Genomic DNA, 14,634 nt, shown 5'->3' on the forward strand with positions numbered 1-14,634 from the left:
TTGACCTACTCCGGCTCGACGAGCAAGTCGATCTCCGCAGTACAGAGCGCATCGAAGTCGACATCCGAATCCATCTCGGCAGTGCTGAGTGGTTCTCAGAGTACCAGCAAGTCCAGCAGCAAGAGCTTATCGACGGCAACGTCGTTGAGCAAGTCGGCAAGCCTGTCTGATTCCCTGAGTGATTCGGCAGTCAAGAGTGGTTCCATGAGTTCTTCACGGTCCACGTCCGAATCGATCTCGATCAACCACAGTCAGTCCAAGAGTGCTTCATTGAGCAGCTCCGAATCTACGTCAGAGGATAAGAGCGAATCTGAATCGGCAAGTCGTTCACTAAGTGAAAGCATTAGTAAGAACCCATCCGTGACGCCGTCACAATCGGCCTCCGCTTCCAAGAGTGCTAGTGAGAGTACCAGCAAGTCACTGTCTACTTCGATGAGTGCATCTACATCGACGCAGGCATCGCGGAGCCAGTCACTAAGTGCTTCACTGAGCGGCAGTCGTTCAGGTGAACACTCCGGTAGTCAGTCGTTGAGCCTATCACTGAGCGCAAGCCAGTCGAAGTTGACGTCGCAGAGCAAGTCGGCCGACAAGAGTCAGTCCACGAGCGTTTCAACTTCGCAGAGTACGGAGCAGTCACGGAGCACGTCACTGAGTGGGTCGGTTTCTGGCAGCCTGTCGAATTCCAAGGCTAATAGTCAGAGCAAGTCGGTCAGCGTTTCAAACTCGATTGAGACGTCGAAGTCCAAGTCCACTAGTGTTTCTGACAGTCTCAGCACCGTTCAGTCACGCAGCGCTTCGTTGAGCAAGTCTTCGTCCCGTTCTAAGTCCCTGTCGGTAGCGGCTAACCCGAAGCCAGCTAAGTCTCAACAGACTGGCACGACTGGTGGTCACCGTCTACCACAAACAGGTGGGACCTTGCCACAAACTGGCGGTAATGGCGTTTCAGTTGCAACCGGCACTGGTCACTATCTGCCACAGACTGGTGGTAATGGTATTGCGCTGGCCGCTGGCACGACTGGCAGTCACCGTCTACCAGGCACTGGTAGCACAGCCCACGGGCTACACACGTTACCACAAACTGGTGATAGTAATTCCGACCAGTTAGCGGCAATGGGGATCGAACTACTCAGCGTAATCGCTCTGTTGGGATTGATCTTACGTAGGAAGCACCAGGAAGATTAACAATCATCATCGCACCTCGGATGGTGAATAAATGAAAAGACACAACGGTCCATTTCGACCCTTTGACGAGGCGGATGGTCGTTGTGCCTTTTTTTGTGTTGCCAAAAGCTGAACCTGTTAAAAATAATGTTTACTGGTGTGAACGAGTATAACTTTTTCCCCGGCTTTTGGTGTTATACTTTGAATAACATTAAAGCGGATGACTATTGAATAACACTGTGCGGAGACTTTACGGACTCTGGGGGAAGAAGAGCAATGCAAACAACACAACAATTACCGGCACAAATCAAGCGAATCTGGGCGCTGAGTGCCGTGGGGTCGTTATGCGCCGGTGTGGTGATTACGGCGGGTTTGGCGGTGGCAAATCACCTATGGTCGTGGCCGCTGTGGTTAGTGTGGGCCGCATTGGGCTTGACCGTGGCTGAATTTTTGGTGGAATTGGCGTTAGTTCCATACCGTTACCGGTTTTCAGAATATTCAATCACGGATAACGCGGTGGAGATCCAGTCGGGCTTCGTTATGCGTAAACGGATTGCCATCCCCATCGCCCGAATTCAGAACGTTACCCTGAAGGCAGGGCACTGATGCACTGGCAACACCTAGAGCAGGTGGTGATTGCGACGGCCGCGACTACGCATGACATAGAGGGTGTGGAAACGGCGGTCGCCACGCACCTGCGTGAACTGATTATGGCGCGCGCAATGGAGGTACAAGACAATGACCTCTAAACCACGGCACCTGCATCCACTTGCCATGCTAGTTGATAGTATTCAGTTGCTGTGGATGCTGATTGTTTTAGTCTTCGTGGATTTGGTGAGTGATAACGCCGCGCGGGCCAGCCTAATCAACGGGGCCACGCGGTGGTTAGTCCTCGTGATTTTGGCGGTGGTGGCGGCACTCGCGCTATTTGTGGTGCTGCCGTATTGGCGTACTACCTATGAACTGTCCAATCAGGCATTACCCTCAACCAAGGCGTTCTGCGCCGGCAGCACCGGCACGTCACGTACGCGCGCATCCAGACGGTGCAGCATCTACAATGGTTCTTCATGAAGCCGTTGCACTTGGAAAAGGTGCAGATTGAAACCGCCGCGCGTGGCGGGGGCTCGGGCGAGATTGTACTCACACTAGTGCCGATCGCCGTCGGCCAAGAAATTGAGGCCCGGCACCAGGCTGCGCGGGCCGCCAACCAAACGGCAAATATTGAGGTGCCGGTGGCTCAAGAGATGCCTACCACTCCGGCAGTGCGGGCAACCACCTACCAGCTGCCCATGGACGAGTTAATGCTCTTTGGCATCACGTCGTTGGGGTTCGTACCACTCCTGTTGCTGCTCATCGCGGTGGGGTCACGGGTCAGTGACTTTTTTTCCGGGGCTAGTCGACTGGGCTTCCCGGTTGGTTACCCGGTTACCGGTTCTGGCAGTCATCGTCGTCGGGCTCCTCGCGCTGGTGGGCGGGATCATAATCGAGTTCGCACGCATCTTGATCCGTTACTGGGGCTTTACGCTCAGTTTTGACGGTCAGCAGCTGCATTCACGCAAAGGGTTACTGCAAACCAGTACCGTCACGGCGCATGCGCGGCGGATTCAAGCGGTGCGGTACAAACAAAATATTATCCGTCAGTGGCTACACGTGGGGACGGCCCAAGTGATTTTGGCGGCAAACGTGGCCAATAATGAGGATGACAAGGACATGGTCATTTACCCGCTAGCCCACCAGGACAAGGTGTGGATGTTGTTAAGTAAATACGTCAACTGGTTACCAGCCCGTTACGCGCGCTCCACGTGGTGAGTACGGGATACTGGGCGTTAATTCGTAATGCGATGATTTTACCTGCTATCGTGGTGTTGCCCTGCCTAATTTGGCTACGGCCATGGGGGTGGTTCAGCCTGGCGCTGCTGGTTTGGGGTGGGGTGCAGGGACGTTACGCCGCCACGCGCCGTGCTACGCCATTCAGGGCCACTTTGCGTGGTTACAAACTGGTCGGTGGTTTGAACGCGAGCTCCTGGTAGTACCGCGCATCCGCGTGCAGTCCCTCACGGTGCGGCAATCCTGGTGGATGGTGCGCACGGGGTTGGCACACGTGCGGGTGATTCTGCGACGGGGCGATGGCGATTACCAAGTGGATCTGCGCTACGTGCCGTTGGCAGTTGGTGACGCGTTGTATCGCTGGTATATCGGCAATTAAAGGCCCAATTAGTTGGACCCTGTGACAGTAAGCGGCATTGGCGGTAGAATAGTATTAATGATTCGCCGTAGTTGAGACGGTCAGCAATTTCCCGACTTTTCGGGGCAGAAAGGAAGCTTTTGATTTATGACTAAGCCACAGACAAAAGTAGAAAGTTTTCAGTTGGACCACACGGCGGTTAAGGCGCCTTATGTACGTTTGATTACCGTTGAGACCGGGAACAAGGGCGACAAGATCAGCAACTTTGACCTGCGCCTCGTTCAGCCAAACGAGAATGCCATTCCTACGGCCGGCCTGCACACCATCGAGCACTTGCTGGCAGGTTTGCTGCGTGACCGCATGGACGGTATCATTGACTGCTCACCATTCGGTTGCCGGACCGGTTTCCACCTGATTACTTGGGGTGAGCACTCCACCACCGAGGTCGCCAAGGCCTTGAAGAGCTCATTGGAACAGATTGCCAATGACATCAAGTGGGAAGACGTTCCGGGCACGGACATCAAGAGTTGTGGGAATTACCGTGACCACAGCCTGTTCTCCGCTAAGGAATGGTCCAAGAAGATTCTGTCCGAAGGTATCTCCGACGACCCATTCCAGCGTAACGTGATTTAATTATCCGGTCTACCAAGTAACGGGGTAGATTTAGCCAAAGCCGCAGTCTGACAGTGTAACGCTGTGTGGACTGCGGCTTTGTTATTGCCAGGGGAACATTAACATAAAATGTCAAAAAAATGAGAATTTTGGCTAATGGTTGACCCGTAAGAAATTTTAAAAGTAATGGGCAAAAGGTGGTTCAAATACGGCTAACAAGTGTTATTATTATTGTTAATGAGGGCGACAGGCGCGCACCGTGTGTGGACGTCTGGACAGCTTACCCGTTTTGCCGGGTGAACCAAGTATGACGCGGGGCCCTGAGGTGTTTTGTGTACGCTTTTGCCTATATGATGCAGGCAAGCAGTGGTTATCGCCAGATAACAACTGCTGTTCGCGGTGGGGGTCGCGTGTACACAAAGCCGCGTCATACGTCTTCGGGGAAGTAGGTCACGGTCGAGGTAGCGTGCTGTGATTGAAAGGATGACGAAGATGAAACGAGTTGACATGACCGGACGCACCTTTGCCCGGTTAACCGTGTTGAAGTACGCTGGCAATGATCCGCACACTGGTAACGCCCAATGGCTGTGTCAGTGTGTCTGCGGCCGCCAGGTCGTTGTGGACGGTTACCGTTTACGCAAAGGGATGACTCGCAGTTGCGGTTGTTTACGTTCGGAGGTTGCGCGGCGCAGCATTATGCACAATGAAGCCACGCGCGCTCAAATGCAAACGAAAAACTGCACTGAAGATATTCGTTTCGGCATTATGATGACGCGTCGTCGTAGTAACCACAGCGGGGTTGTTGGCGTTTGTTACGACAAGAAGACCGATATGTGGGTAGCGCGGATGATGTACAAGGGTAAGTTGGTATTGAACCAACGTTCCAAGGACTTCGACACCGCGCGGCGTGCACGAATGGCTGCTGAAATTGAGTACCTGGGGCGGACGCAAAGCGACGCTCTCGAGCAGGCTATTAGCTAATCACAGCACCACACCATTGCGGTGATGATATTTACAATTTGGGGAACGGGTATGATGATGGTCCGCTACTGCACGTGAACGTGTAGTGGCGGACCATTTTGCGTGGTTAGTAGTGTAAGTCATGGTGTGCTTGTTGCAAGCGTACCCGCATGCCGGATGTGTGAAATAGGATAGTACCTGTGACGGTGTCAAGACTGTTTTTTTACATTTTTTTTGTATATGCTCGGTAAATGCGTGGTGACGGAGTTCGTGGAATTGCCAGGCGTTATTTACCTGTAACATAAGCGGGGAAGTAGTGGAAACACGATACTGTCCGTGGCATAATTAGGATAAGGCGGTGAACCAGTCTGGGGGGATTGGTCATTGCTAGTCGTCGGTCGTTTTCAGTACAGCTTGGGGGCTGTACGGGGCCGAGCAACAATACTAGTAACAACAAACGGGAGTGAGTTTATTGACAAGAATTGATTTGACCGGTCAGCGGTTTGGGCGCTTAACGGTGTTCGAATTTGCGAGTCGTAACCCATTGAATGGTAATGCTAACTGGCTATGCCGCTGTGATTGCGGGAACGAAGTGATCGTTGATGGTTACCGGTTGCGGAAGGGCCAAACGCAAAGCTGCGGTTGCTACCGGGCTGAGGTTTCGCGTAAGAACATCCTGTCTCAGGAGAAGACGCGGGCCCAGATGGTCAAGCACCACATCAGCGAGAAGGCGCACGTGGACGGGATGACCGTTTTGCGGAGTACCAACAGCAGTGGCGTGGTGGGCGTCAGCTTTGACAAGCAGTCTTCCAAGTGGGTTGCCCGGATGATGTATGAGGGGCGCCTCGTGCTCAACGAGCAGTTCCACAGTTTTGAGGCTGCATGCAACGCGCGGTTTGCGGCGGAAGAGCGCTACATTGGCCCTGAGAAACTCAACAAGGCGCGTCAGGCCCAGATGATTAAGCTAGCACGGCGGCAGAGCCGTGGCAGTCGGGCCAAGACCAAGCAGGCCGTGGCTGTCGGCAAATAGCCTTAGATTAAACAGATCAAACAAAAAGTGTGGGACGCTGGTCCCACACTTTTTTTAATACAATCACGGATTACACTCCGCTTACTAGCACTGGTCGGTGCCGTTACCGGCGTCCTGCCGCACCGCCGTTGACTGCCACCATCAGGAAGGCAATGCCAACGGCGACTGCGATTACGCCAAAGCCGGCGTTGATGAACCCGAGTACAACAAACTTGGTGAGGCCGGCAACAATCTGGTAAATACCGACCCCCATCAGGCATAACCCCAGGAGACCAAGCGTCACAAAAGCCCACGCGTGCATGTTCAATTTATTCACCCCACATGAAGAACCGCGTTGCGCAACTGGATAGCTAGCGCGGCTTTACTGTAGGCAAAGTATGCGCTTACAACCATCCGCATTTCATTCTAACGCAACGGGTCGGCGCGGTGCAACTTACCCAGCGGTGACGTGGCACTAGTCACGCCTAGGCGTGCATTCCTGCAACAAACCGCTGCGTGATCTCCATGGGACGGGTAATGGCGCCACCGACCACGACGGCCAGCGCGCCCACCTCGAGCATACGTTGGGCTTGTTCTGGCTGCTGGACGTGGCCTTCCGCGATGGTCGGCACCCCGGCGGCCGCTAGGCGTTGCACGAGGTCAAACGGTGGAACGGGGATATCCTTGCTGGCCTCAGTGTAGCCACACAGGGTGGTTCCCACGTAATCGCACCCAGCAGTACGCGCCGCGATGCCTTCATCGTAGGTGGCGATGTCAGCCATCAGAAGCTGGTCGGGATACTTGGCTTTGATCGCATGGACAAAGTCGCGGACGCTTTGGCCGTCATGACGCGGCCGGTCAGTGCAGTCGAGCGCAATTACAGCGACATGGGTAGCATGCAGTTCGTCGACCTCCCGCATGGTAGCGGTGATGTAGGGTGCTTCTGGCGGGTAATCCCGCTTGATGATGCCAATAATGGGCAGGTGGACGACTGCCTGGATCTGCTGAATATCGCGGACGGTATTGGCGCGGATGCCGGCTGCCCCGCCCCGGGCAGCGGCCCGGGCCATTAGTGGCATGACGCCACCCTGGGACGTATACAGCGGTTCATCCGGTAGGGCTTGGCAAGACACGATGAGGCGCCCGCCAACAGCCGCGTCAAATTCTTCATGTTTCATGGTCAATTAACCTCCACTGGGTCTAAACCACTCAGCGTACTGGCGGTTTGGACCAATCACTATACTTACAGCATAGCTAACGGGTTGGCCGTAGTAAACCCTTTCATATTGTACTGACCTGAGATTGCAGGACGTGGAGGCGGGTTTTGCCAGCAGTAAAAATTTATCTTGCGGGCCAGCGCGTCGTGGCGGCGTTGCGTGGTTGGGGGTGTGGCGTGCATGTTAGTGAGACGGTAAGCTGTAGTTGTGCCTGTTTTCCCCCAATGAAGCAGGCCGCCCCTGATCCCCAATAGGCGCCGCGCATGATTCCGTGCGTGGCGTTTTGTGGAGATAAAGGCTAATTTAGCCTGGGGTGTAAGTGCCCTACGCGGTAACGTTTGCGGGGCGCAACTCGTTTTGAAATCAACGGGGCCTGGATCCGTAGCTGTTCAACACATTTACTACCTAACTTTATGGGCACCACCAGTTACAGCCATGAATGTGCAAGTATGGGTAGTTAGTGGCATAATGAAATTATTAGCAATTACAATGAGGACTGGTCTGACGCAGATGACGCGCTTTACTTATTTTGCTCAACCCATTGAAAACATCGCCACCAAGCGGGTGATTCTCTATGAATTATTGTTGCGTGAGTGGGACGAAAAACGTTCCGCGTGGCGAGTTCCGTCCAGCTTTGAATTACCTCCCAGCCAGGTGGTGCAACTACTCGCGGAGGCCGTGAAGGAGCTTGATAACCACCACGTTTCGATTAACCTGACGCGGGCGCAGTTTGCCGATGAAAACATGATGCACCAGTTGACCAACTTTGTGCGCCAATACTTGTCACCACGGCAACTTACCGTTGAGCTCGTGGAGTGTCCCGATTTGGAGGTGCTCAAACGGCTGAGCGCGGGCTACCGCAGTGCCGGCGTCCTGTTGGCCATTGATGATGTGGGGTCGGACAACCAGTTTAAGCAGGTGCAGCACCTGCTGCCGTACGTCAATACGATCAAGTTTGCCCTCCAGAACATGCGGAAGCGGGGTGAGCAGCCATCTCCCGAGTGCATCGCCGCCCTCAAGTTCTGGTTTGACCAGGCAGAGGAGCAGCAAATGCTGTTTACCTTTGAGGGTATCGAGACGCCTGCAGACGTGGCGTTAGCGCAACGCTTTCGCATTACTCGTGGCCAGGGATATTACTTTTCTCGGCCCCATGACCCCCAAGAGTTTCATGTGAGTGCTTAATCCAGTCCAGTGCACCAAAAGGCCGCAACTACCAGCGTTGGTAGTTGCGGCCTTTGTTATGCATCAATTACTGTTGTTGACCTTCTTAATGGTGATCTGTTTCTTGGTTACGCCCTGTTCATAGAAGAGGTTGGCAATTGACTGCTCCTCCTTAATTTCGGACTTCGTCACACTACCCATGGCGTAGCTACGCCGGTTGACCATTTTGGCCACGATGGAACGCTTGAGCTTCAGGGCTTTGACCATGAGGGTGATGAGCTTGCTCTTGTGGTTGTTGGCCCACGTCATGTCCTGACCGAGGTACTTCACGACTAACTTGTTGACATCGGTGTGTTCTTGGGCGTAAGCACTGGAAATTAGGTAGTCCCGGTTGTTAACGTTCAGCTGTTGACCGTTGACCAGCATCCGGGCGCCATAGTTGATTTCCGCCTGGGCGGTGTACGGATCCCAGTTGGCCCAGGCGTCGATCTTACCCTTGGCAAAGGCGACGGAGGCCGCCGACTGCGACATATCCTTTAACTTCACGTCGCTCGTTGACAGGCCGGCTTTCTTAATGGCCTTGAGCACCATGTACTGGGAGCTGGTGTTGGAGGTGTACGCAATCGTTTTGCCCTTGAGTTGCTTGAGGCTGGTGATACCGGAGTTTTTGCCCACCACGATGCCACTACCGTTAGCCTTGGAGGACCCCGCCGCAACGAGCGTGACCTTGTGGCCCTGGGAGATGGCGGAGACGGGTGGGGTATCACCCACCCGGGCGTAATCGATGGTGCCAGAACTCATAGCTTCCATTTCCGCCGCCCCGTTTTGGAATTCCTTGAACACGATTTTGTAGCCCTTGGCCTTCATCTTGCGCTTGAAGTCACCGTGGATACGGGCCACGTCGACCGGGTCACCCGCCTGGTAGCCGATCGTAATGGTCTCAAGTGTGCCACTTTTACCGTCGCTCCGGGTGAGGTTCCAGCCCCAGAAAGCAAAGCCGACGACGAAAACTAGGAATATTGTCATTAAGGTGCGGTGCAAAATGCGTTTCATGTATTTACCTCATTTAGTGACCTGTGGACGAAGGTACGCCTTGCAGTCACGGTGTTACCAGTGACCACTATGTAGTGGCCTGCCCGTACTGATTACGGGCAAGCAGGGACTATTTACCGACCGGTTGGCTAGCGGCCAGGGCTTCTAGCTGGCTGGCCAGCTTAGGCCGCATAATCTTGCCGGTAGGGTTCTTCGGGAAACTATCGACAAAGTAGATTTGGGTCGGCCGCTCAAACTTGGCCAGGTGGGCGGCGGTATATTCCTGAATGGCTTGCTGGTGCTGGGCGTGGACGGTGGGATCATCACTGCCATCATTGATGGCGGCGGCGACGGCTTGACCGTAGATCGCGTCTTTGACCCCCACAACAGCACAAGCCTTGACAAAGTTGAGGTCATACAGCGTGTTTTCGACCTTGGTCGGACTGACCTTCTCGCCGCCACGGTTAATGACGTACTTTGCGCGGCCTTCTAGCCACAGGTAACCATCAGCGTCAAAGTAGCCGAGGTCACCAGTCAGCAACCACCCGTGCATGAATTCATCGGGCTTGTGGTCCAGATAGTCGGTGATCACGTGGTCGCATGAATGACGATTTGGCCGTGCACTCCGGCTTTGGTGGTAAAGTGGTCACCTTCCACGATGGCGACGTCGGTTTTATACGGTTTACCGGCGGAGCCCATCTTGACCGCACCAATTGGGTTTAAGGTACACTGGCTAGTCGATTCGGTCATGCCGTAACCCTCAAGGATGGGCACGTGAAACTTGCTGACGAAGGCTTTATGCCGGTTGATGGTCAACATCGCGGAAGCGCAGCGGACAAACCGCAACTTGTGTTCCGGCCGGTATGCCTTCAGGGCGTTTTCGTTTTGCAGGAGGATGGTGATGATGGTCGGGACGACGGACGTCCAGGTAACGTCGTTGTTCAGCACCTCCGGCCAGAACCGGCGAGCGGAGAACTTTGGCGCCACCACAATTCGGCCGTCAGATAGGAAGGTCGACAACATGATGACTTCCTGGGCGTTAATGTGGAACATCGGCATCACGATCAGGACGGTATCGTCCCGGGTCATCTGGTGACTTTCCAGGTCGTTGTGGGCGGCTTTCCACATCATGTAGTGGTTCAAACCGACCCGCTTGGGCTTGCCCGTGGTACCCGAAGTGTTGAGGATCATGCCCAGCGTCTCGTCGGTTGGTGCAGCGTGACTGGCGGGCGTAGTGTGTTTGGTGTTGCGAATCAATACCAGGTCGGGGAACATCTTCAGCGTGGTCAGGTGCGTGGCGGCGGTGCCGGGCGCACCTTTGAACGCCGCAGCGCGCTCGGGGTTCAGCAGGACGGCGGCGTATTGCGATTCTTCAAAGTCGTTGACCAGCTCAGCGTGGCCCGTGGTGGGGGCGACGGGGTGTGCAGTGGCGCCCATGTGCCAGAGTGCGTGGTTGATGGGAACGTAGACGGGTGAGTTGTCAAGGCTCATAAAGACAACGTCGTCACGACCAACATTGGCGGCGCGCAGGGCGTCCGTGAGCACGTTGATGTCGTGCTGCAGGTCCCGGCCGGTAAACCAGGTATCACTGGCCTCGTCCTTGATGATGGCCCGGTCCAGGTTGGCCTGGAGGTGACTGGTAAGTTCGTCGGTTAATTTAGTCATTTGCAGTGGCCTCTTTTCTAAAGAGTTTGCGATAAGTTTGTTTTAGTGAGAAGTTCGGGCGGCCAATTAGGATTCCGAATGGTGGCACCTTGTAGCAGAAGTACGATAGGAGCCAAGTACTGCCGAGGGCAAAGATGTAGGCGAACGGAATCGCCGCAATCAGTTGCCAGTCGGTGAGGTTCAGGACGTCAAGGATGCCAATCAGTCCGGTTAGCGCTACCGATTGTAGCAGGTAGACCCCAAAACTGATCTTCGACGACAGGCTGACAAAGTTGCTGAACCACCGCCAGTGCGGCAGGGTGCGGCGCTTAGCATATTCCAGGGAGACCAGGAACGTGGTGATGACCATGAAGCTGGAGTAGACCCCGAGGTATGGCTGATGAATCAGTTCAACGTAGTGCCGGTCGAGCTTGAGGATAAACATGTTGAAGTAGAACAGGCCAAAGGTCCCGACGGCCAGCAACGCAGTGATGCTGTAAATCCACTTAGCACGACTTTGCAGAAACTCGACCACCTGTTTGTAGTGAATGGCCGTGATGGCGCCGCCGAGGAAGTAGATTGGTAGGAGCCGATAAAGTTGCCATAGTTAGCGAACATGTACGGCCAGCCGGCGTGGCTGATGTACGGAAAGACGTACTTGGCCCACGCCAGGAAGGCCAGCTGAATCCCGCCAGAAATGACGAGCAGGATGAGATGGTTGCGTAACGAGCCCAGCTTGTGGAGGAACCAGACCAGAATGGGAAAAATCAGGTACAGTTGGAACATAACTAATAGGTAGTACATGTAGAACTGGTCGGCGTGCAGGACCGCGTCGATCCACTGGTGGAACCACGAACTAGGCGTGATGGCGGCACCAGTGACCCAGGCGGTGTCGAGGAGGAAGACCCCGTTCCAGACCAGGTAGGGGATACCGGACCCTTTGTACCGCTTATACCAGAATTGTGGCCAGTTGCGGTTCTTATTGTAATGGCCCAAAAACAGCACCAACCCGCTGACGAACATGAAGCCCATCCGGGTAAAGTGCAGAATTAAGTGGGTCCCCAGCATGATGTACCAGGGTCCCGATTGGGCGGTCATGGGCGTCGTGACCGTACTAGTTGCGTGGTTTGCTAGAACCCCAAAGATGAAAATGACGCGCATCAGGTCAACCTCATAGAGGTAGACCCGCTTCTTCTTTGGGGGCTGGCTTGCTGTTTGTGTTGTCGAATTCGCCACCTAGAAAAACCTCCCGATAGTGCTGATATAGTGTGTGTACTGCTGCGTGCCGTCAGGTCAGCACGCCAGATAATTGTGTCAACAGATATTAATTATATATTGTATTCTGAAAATGTGTCGAAATTTTGACCTCATTACGAAAAAAAAGGGCAGTGATACCCGGCTATCAGTATCCGCCGCTAACGCTGTACCGATGGGTGTTAGCGCCACGGTTGACTGAGTCTGCACGAGCTTGTAAAATAAGAGTAGTAATTAAACGCATTATAACAAGTTATGGGGAAGGGGCGAGTAACATGCGCGTATTCCGTACCTATTGGCGTTTGTGGTTTGTTTTGGTGGTGGCCGTGGTGGCGGCCGTCGCCGAGTGGGGCTTGGGTCAGCCGTTGGTGGCGGCCACGGTCATCAACGTGGCGGGACTGGCGTTAGCGGCCCTGATGTTTTGGGACATGGTACAAACGCTACGTTCTGGGAAATTTGGCGTGGACTTGTTGGCCATCACGGCCGTGGTGGCTACCGTGGCGGTTGGTGAGTACTGGGCGGCTCTGATCGTACTGCTCATGCTAACTGGTGGTGACGCGTTGGAGGACTACGCCGCGCACAAAGCGAACTCGGAGCTTCGTGAATTGCTCGCGCACACGCCGACCATGGCGCACCGGCAGGAAGCCGGCCAGTTAGTCGACGTGGCCGCGGCGGACGTCCGGGTGGACGACGTCATCGTTGTCCGTCCGGGAGAAGTGGTCCCGGTGGACGGATGTGTTGTCTCCGGCGAGTCACTAGTAGATGAGGCCAACATTACCGGTGAATCGCGCCCCGTAGCTAAGGCGGCGGGTTCCCCATTAATGTCGGAGACCGTCAACGGGGATGCTGCGTTGACGGTGACCGTAACCAAAACCGCGGCGGACAGTCAGTACCAAAGCATTGTGCGGTTAGTTCAGGATGCAGCCAGTCAGCAGGCCCCCTTTGTGCGGCTGGCCGACCGATACGCGGTACCGTTTACGTTGCTGGCGTACTTGATCGCGGGGGTGGCCTGGTACGTGGCTGGGGACCGGTGCGCTTTGCCGAGGTGCTGGTGGTAGCGTCACCGTGCCCATTGATTCTGGCGGCACCAATCGCGCTGGTCTCAGGGATGAGTCGGACTAGCCGTGAAGGCATCATCGTCAAGTCCGGAGCGGCCTTGGAAAAACTAGCGGCCGCCCGGACTGTGGCTTTTGATAAGACCGGGACGGTGACGCGTGGGGACCTGCGCGTGGTCAGCGTCGAGCCGGCCGTCACGGATGTGGATAAAGCGACGTTGCTGGCCTGGGCGGCTGCGGCCGAGCAGCACTCAGGGCATATCCTGGCGCGGGCGTTAGTGACCGCGGTGGCAGACCAGTCCTTGTTGCTGGCGACGGACGTGGCGGAAACGACGGGTCACGGGGTGACGGCGACCGTCGCGGGGCAAACCGTGGCGGTCGGCCAAGCCGCCTTTGTGCACGCGAGCAACGTCAGTGACCAAACGGCCGTCTACGTGGCGGTGGATGGCCGCTACGTGGGTCGCATCCTCTTTGCGGATACCATTCGTGCCGAGTCCCCAGCCACAATGCGGCGCTTGCACGCGTTGGGTGTGCAGCACTTATTGATGATTTCTGGTGACCGGCAAGCTACGGCGGACGCCGTAGCGGATCAGGCTGGCATCGACACGGTATACGCCGAGCAGCTACCAGCAGACAAAATTGCCGTGCTGAAGAACGTGCCTAAGGAGCAACACCCGGTCATCATGGTTGGTGATGGGGTGAACGATGCGCCGTCGCTCGCCGTGGCCGACGTCGGCATCGCGATGGGCGCACGTGGCGCCACGGCGGCCAGTGAGTCGGCAGACGTGGTGTTGCTACATGATGACCTGAGCCAGGTCGCCACTAGCATTCTGATTGCGCGGGATACGATGGTCATCGCCCGGCAGGCGGTGCTGATCGGAATTGGTATTTGTACAGCGCTGATGTTGGTGGCCAGTACCGGGGTGATTCCGGCGATTATTGGTGCAATGTTCCAGGAAGTGGTCGACACGGTCACCATCCTCTACGCGTTGCGAGCCCGTCACGGTCGGCGGACGGTCGATGCGCATGTGGTGGAGAAGCGAGCGTAGGTTTTGATGTGGTTGTTGCATTCATGAACAACGGTTGTTCACGGTTTATGAACAGATGCTGACAATAACGGCTAAAAGGTGGGTTTTTTTGTGCACAAACCGTTGCACTTTGCCTAAAAACGGGTCATAATGTTCATGGTTGATGTGTGTGAGCTGCTGCTGAGCGCCGGTTCGCACATGGGTGGGCAAAAACCTACATATAACGGCTCGTTCGCGATGTTGACGCGGCGGGCCGTTGTCATTTTTTTCAGGACAAAAAGTAGTGCGACAAACCGGAGGGCTTGCAGCACTACTT

Annotated in this window: 18 protein-coding genes and 1 pseudogene; 12 read left to right on the top strand and 7 right to left on the bottom strand. The window is 55.2% G+C overall.

Going from position 1 to position 14,634, the window contains the following annotated elements:
• The 10 genes from JCM13996_RS07635 to JCM13996_RS07675 form a co-directional block, all read left to right on the top strand.
• Nucleotides 1-1,182 (top strand): LPXTG cell wall anchor domain-containing protein (locus tag JCM13996_RS07635; RefSeq protein WP_156321913.1); only part of this gene is annotated, 1,182 nt, incomplete at its 5' end.
• A gap of 255 nt (nucleotides 1,183-1,437) precedes the next feature.
• On the top strand, nucleotides 1,438-1,767 hold the full coding sequence (locus tag JCM13996_RS07640; protein ID WP_225353534.1) for a PH domain-containing protein: 330 nt from the start codon (nucleotides 1,438-1,440) through the stop codon (nucleotides 1,765-1,767).
• Nucleotides 1,767-1,910 carry a hypothetical protein gene (locus JCM13996_RS11880; protein ID WP_225353535.1) on the top strand — a complete coding sequence of 48 codons (144 nt, stop codon included), beginning with the start codon at nucleotides 1,767-1,769 and terminating at the stop codon, nucleotides 1,908-1,910. Before JCM13996_RS07640 ends, JCM13996_RS11880 begins: the two co-directional genes overlap by 1 nt.
• Nucleotides 1,900-2,232: a hypothetical protein gene (locus JCM13996_RS07645; protein WP_054750679.1), complete on the top strand. Its 333-nt coding sequence runs from the start codon at nucleotides 1,900-1,902 to the stop codon at nucleotides 2,230-2,232. The genes JCM13996_RS11880 and JCM13996_RS07645 overlap by 11 nt, the downstream gene beginning before the upstream one ends.
• Nucleotides 2,196-2,696, top strand: coding sequence for a YdbT family protein (locus JCM13996_RS07650; RefSeq protein WP_263848897.1), 501 nt, complete (start codon nucleotides 2,196-2,198; stop codon nucleotides 2,694-2,696). The genes JCM13996_RS07645 and JCM13996_RS07650 overlap by 37 nt, the downstream gene beginning before the upstream one ends.
• Nucleotides 2,629-2,970, top strand: coding sequence for a PH domain-containing protein (locus tag JCM13996_RS11145; RefSeq protein ID WP_500778414.1), 342 nt, complete (start codon nucleotides 2,629-2,631; stop codon nucleotides 2,968-2,970). Before JCM13996_RS07650 ends, JCM13996_RS11145 begins: the two co-directional genes overlap by 68 nt.
• 70 nt (nucleotides 2,971-3,040) lie before the next feature.
• Complete coding sequence (locus JCM13996_RS07660) at nucleotides 3,041-3,367, top strand: PH domain-containing protein (protein ID WP_054750682.1); 327 nt, start codon at nucleotides 3,041-3,043, stop codon at nucleotides 3,365-3,367.
• A 126-nt stretch (nucleotides 3,368-3,493) separates the two neighbouring features.
• Nucleotides 3,494-3,979, top strand: coding sequence for an S-ribosylhomocysteine lyase (locus JCM13996_RS07665; RefSeq protein WP_054750683.1), 486 nt, complete (start codon nucleotides 3,494-3,496; stop codon nucleotides 3,977-3,979).
• Between the two features lie 471 nt (nucleotides 3,980-4,450).
• Entirely contained in the window at nucleotides 4,451-4,939 is a 489-nt protein-coding gene (locus JCM13996_RS07670; RefSeq protein ID WP_054750684.1) for an AP2 domain-containing protein, read from the top strand.
• 451 nt (nucleotides 4,940-5,390) lie between these two features.
• Nucleotides 5,391-5,948 (top strand): alcohol dehydrogenase, encoded by a 558-nt coding sequence (locus JCM13996_RS07675; RefSeq protein WP_225353536.1) that lies wholly within the window; start codon nucleotides 5,391-5,393, stop codon nucleotides 5,946-5,948.
• A gap of 103 nt (nucleotides 5,949-6,051) precedes the next feature.
• On the opposite strand, the gene JCM13996_RS07680 is transcribed toward JCM13996_RS07675, so the two are convergent.
• Nucleotides 6,052-6,201 carry a hypothetical protein gene (locus JCM13996_RS07680; RefSeq protein ID WP_156639682.1) on the bottom strand — a complete coding sequence of 50 codons (150 nt, stop codon included), beginning with the start codon at nucleotides 6,199-6,201 and terminating at the stop codon, nucleotides 6,052-6,054.
• 211 nt (nucleotides 6,202-6,412) lie between these two features.
• The gene (locus JCM13996_RS07685) at nucleotides 6,413-7,105 is read right to left on the bottom strand and encodes an N-acetylmannosamine-6-phosphate 2-epimerase (RefSeq protein WP_054750686.1); all 693 of its coding nucleotides are present in this window, start codon (nucleotides 7,103-7,105) and stop codon (nucleotides 6,413-6,415) included.
• Between the two features lie 507 nt (nucleotides 7,106-7,612).
• Here JCM13996_RS07685 and JCM13996_RS07690 point away from each other — a divergent pair.
• A complete protein-coding gene (locus tag JCM13996_RS07690; protein ID WP_225353537.1) occupies nucleotides 7,613-8,326 on the top strand; it encodes an EAL domain-containing protein in 714 nt (237 codons plus the stop codon).
• A 63-nt stretch (nucleotides 8,327-8,389) separates the two neighbouring features.
• On the opposite strand, the gene JCM13996_RS07695 is transcribed toward JCM13996_RS07690, so the two are convergent.
• The 5 genes from JCM13996_RS07695 to JCM13996_RS11895 all read right to left on the bottom strand — a co-directional run bounded on the left by JCM13996_RS07695 (nucleotide 8,390) and on the right by JCM13996_RS11895 (nucleotide 12,217).
• On the bottom strand, nucleotides 8,390-9,358 hold the full coding sequence (locus JCM13996_RS07695) for an aliphatic sulfonate ABC transporter substrate-binding protein (protein WP_054750688.1): 969 nt from the start codon (nucleotides 9,356-9,358) through the stop codon (nucleotides 8,390-8,392).
• 109 nt (nucleotides 9,359-9,467) lie between these two features.
• Complete coding sequence (locus tag JCM13996_RS11885) at nucleotides 9,468-9,929, bottom strand: AMP-binding enzyme (protein WP_225353538.1); 462 nt, start codon at nucleotides 9,927-9,929, stop codon at nucleotides 9,468-9,470.
• Nucleotides 9,926-11,002 (bottom strand): AMP-binding protein, encoded by a 1,077-nt coding sequence (locus JCM13996_RS07700; protein WP_225353539.1) that lies wholly within the window; start codon nucleotides 11,000-11,002, stop codon nucleotides 9,926-9,928. Before JCM13996_RS07700 ends, JCM13996_RS11885 begins: the two co-directional genes overlap by 4 nt.
• The gene (locus JCM13996_RS11890) at nucleotides 10,995-11,465 is read right to left on the bottom strand and encodes a hypothetical protein (RefSeq protein ID WP_225353540.1); all 471 of its coding nucleotides are present in this window, start codon (nucleotides 11,463-11,465) and stop codon (nucleotides 10,995-10,997) included. The genes JCM13996_RS07700 and JCM13996_RS11890 overlap by 8 nt, the downstream gene beginning before the upstream one ends.
• Nucleotides 11,387-12,217: an acyltransferase family protein gene (locus JCM13996_RS11895; protein ID WP_225353541.1), complete on the bottom strand. Its 831-nt coding sequence runs from the start codon at nucleotides 12,215-12,217 to the stop codon at nucleotides 11,387-11,389. Before JCM13996_RS11895 ends, JCM13996_RS11890 begins: the two co-directional genes overlap by 79 nt.
• Before the next feature lie 293 nt (nucleotides 12,218-12,510).
• Here JCM13996_RS11895 and JCM13996_RS07710 point away from each other — a divergent pair.
• A pseudogene (locus tag JCM13996_RS07710) lies at nucleotides 12,511-14,339 on the top strand (heavy metal translocating P-type ATPase).
• The last annotated feature ends 295 nt before the right edge of the window (nucleotides 14,340-14,634 follow it).

This window comes from Lacticaseibacillus thailandensis DSM 22698 = JCM 13996, assembly GCF_001312865.1.
Taxonomy (GTDB): Bacteria; Bacillota; Bacilli; order Lactobacillales; family Lactobacillaceae; genus Lacticaseibacillus; species Lacticaseibacillus thailandensis.

Excerpts from the sequence above, each read along its gene's own strand:
- JCM13996_RS07640 (WP_225353534.1), top strand. The coding sequence starts at position 1,438 with ATGCAAACAACACAACAATTACCGGCACAAATCAAGCGAATCTGGGCG.
- JCM13996_RS11880 (WP_225353535.1), top strand. The coding sequence starts at position 1,767 with ATGCACTGGCAACACCTAGAGCAGGTGGTGATTGCGACGGCCGCGACT.
- JCM13996_RS07645 (WP_054750679.1), top strand. The coding sequence starts at position 1,900 with ATGACCTCTAAACCACGGCACCTGCATCCACTTGCCATGCTAGTTGAT.
- JCM13996_RS07665 (WP_054750683.1), top strand. The coding sequence starts at position 3,494 with ATGACTAAGCCACAGACAAAAGTAGAAAGTTTTCAGTTGGACCACACG.
- JCM13996_RS07670 (WP_054750684.1), top strand. The coding sequence starts at position 4,451 with ATGAAACGAGTTGACATGACCGGACGCACCTTTGCCCGGTTAACCGTG.
- JCM13996_RS07680 (WP_156639682.1), bottom strand. The coding sequence starts at position 6,201 with ATGGGGGTCGGTATTTACCAGATTGTTGCCGGCCTCACCAAGTTTGTT.
- JCM13996_RS07685 (WP_054750686.1), bottom strand. The coding sequence starts at position 7,105 with ATGAAACATGAAGAATTTGACGCGGCTGTTGGCGGGCGCCTCATCGTG.
- JCM13996_RS07690 (WP_225353537.1), top strand. The coding sequence starts at position 7,613 with ATGAAATTATTAGCAATTACAATGAGGACTGGTCTGACGCAGATGACG.
- JCM13996_RS07695 (WP_054750688.1), bottom strand. The coding sequence starts at position 9,358 with ATGAAACGCATTTTGCACCGCACCTTAATGACAATATTCCTAGTTTTC.
- JCM13996_RS07700 (WP_225353539.1), bottom strand. The coding sequence starts at position 11,002 with ATGACTAAATTAACCGACGAACTTACCAGTCACCTCCAGGCCAACCTG.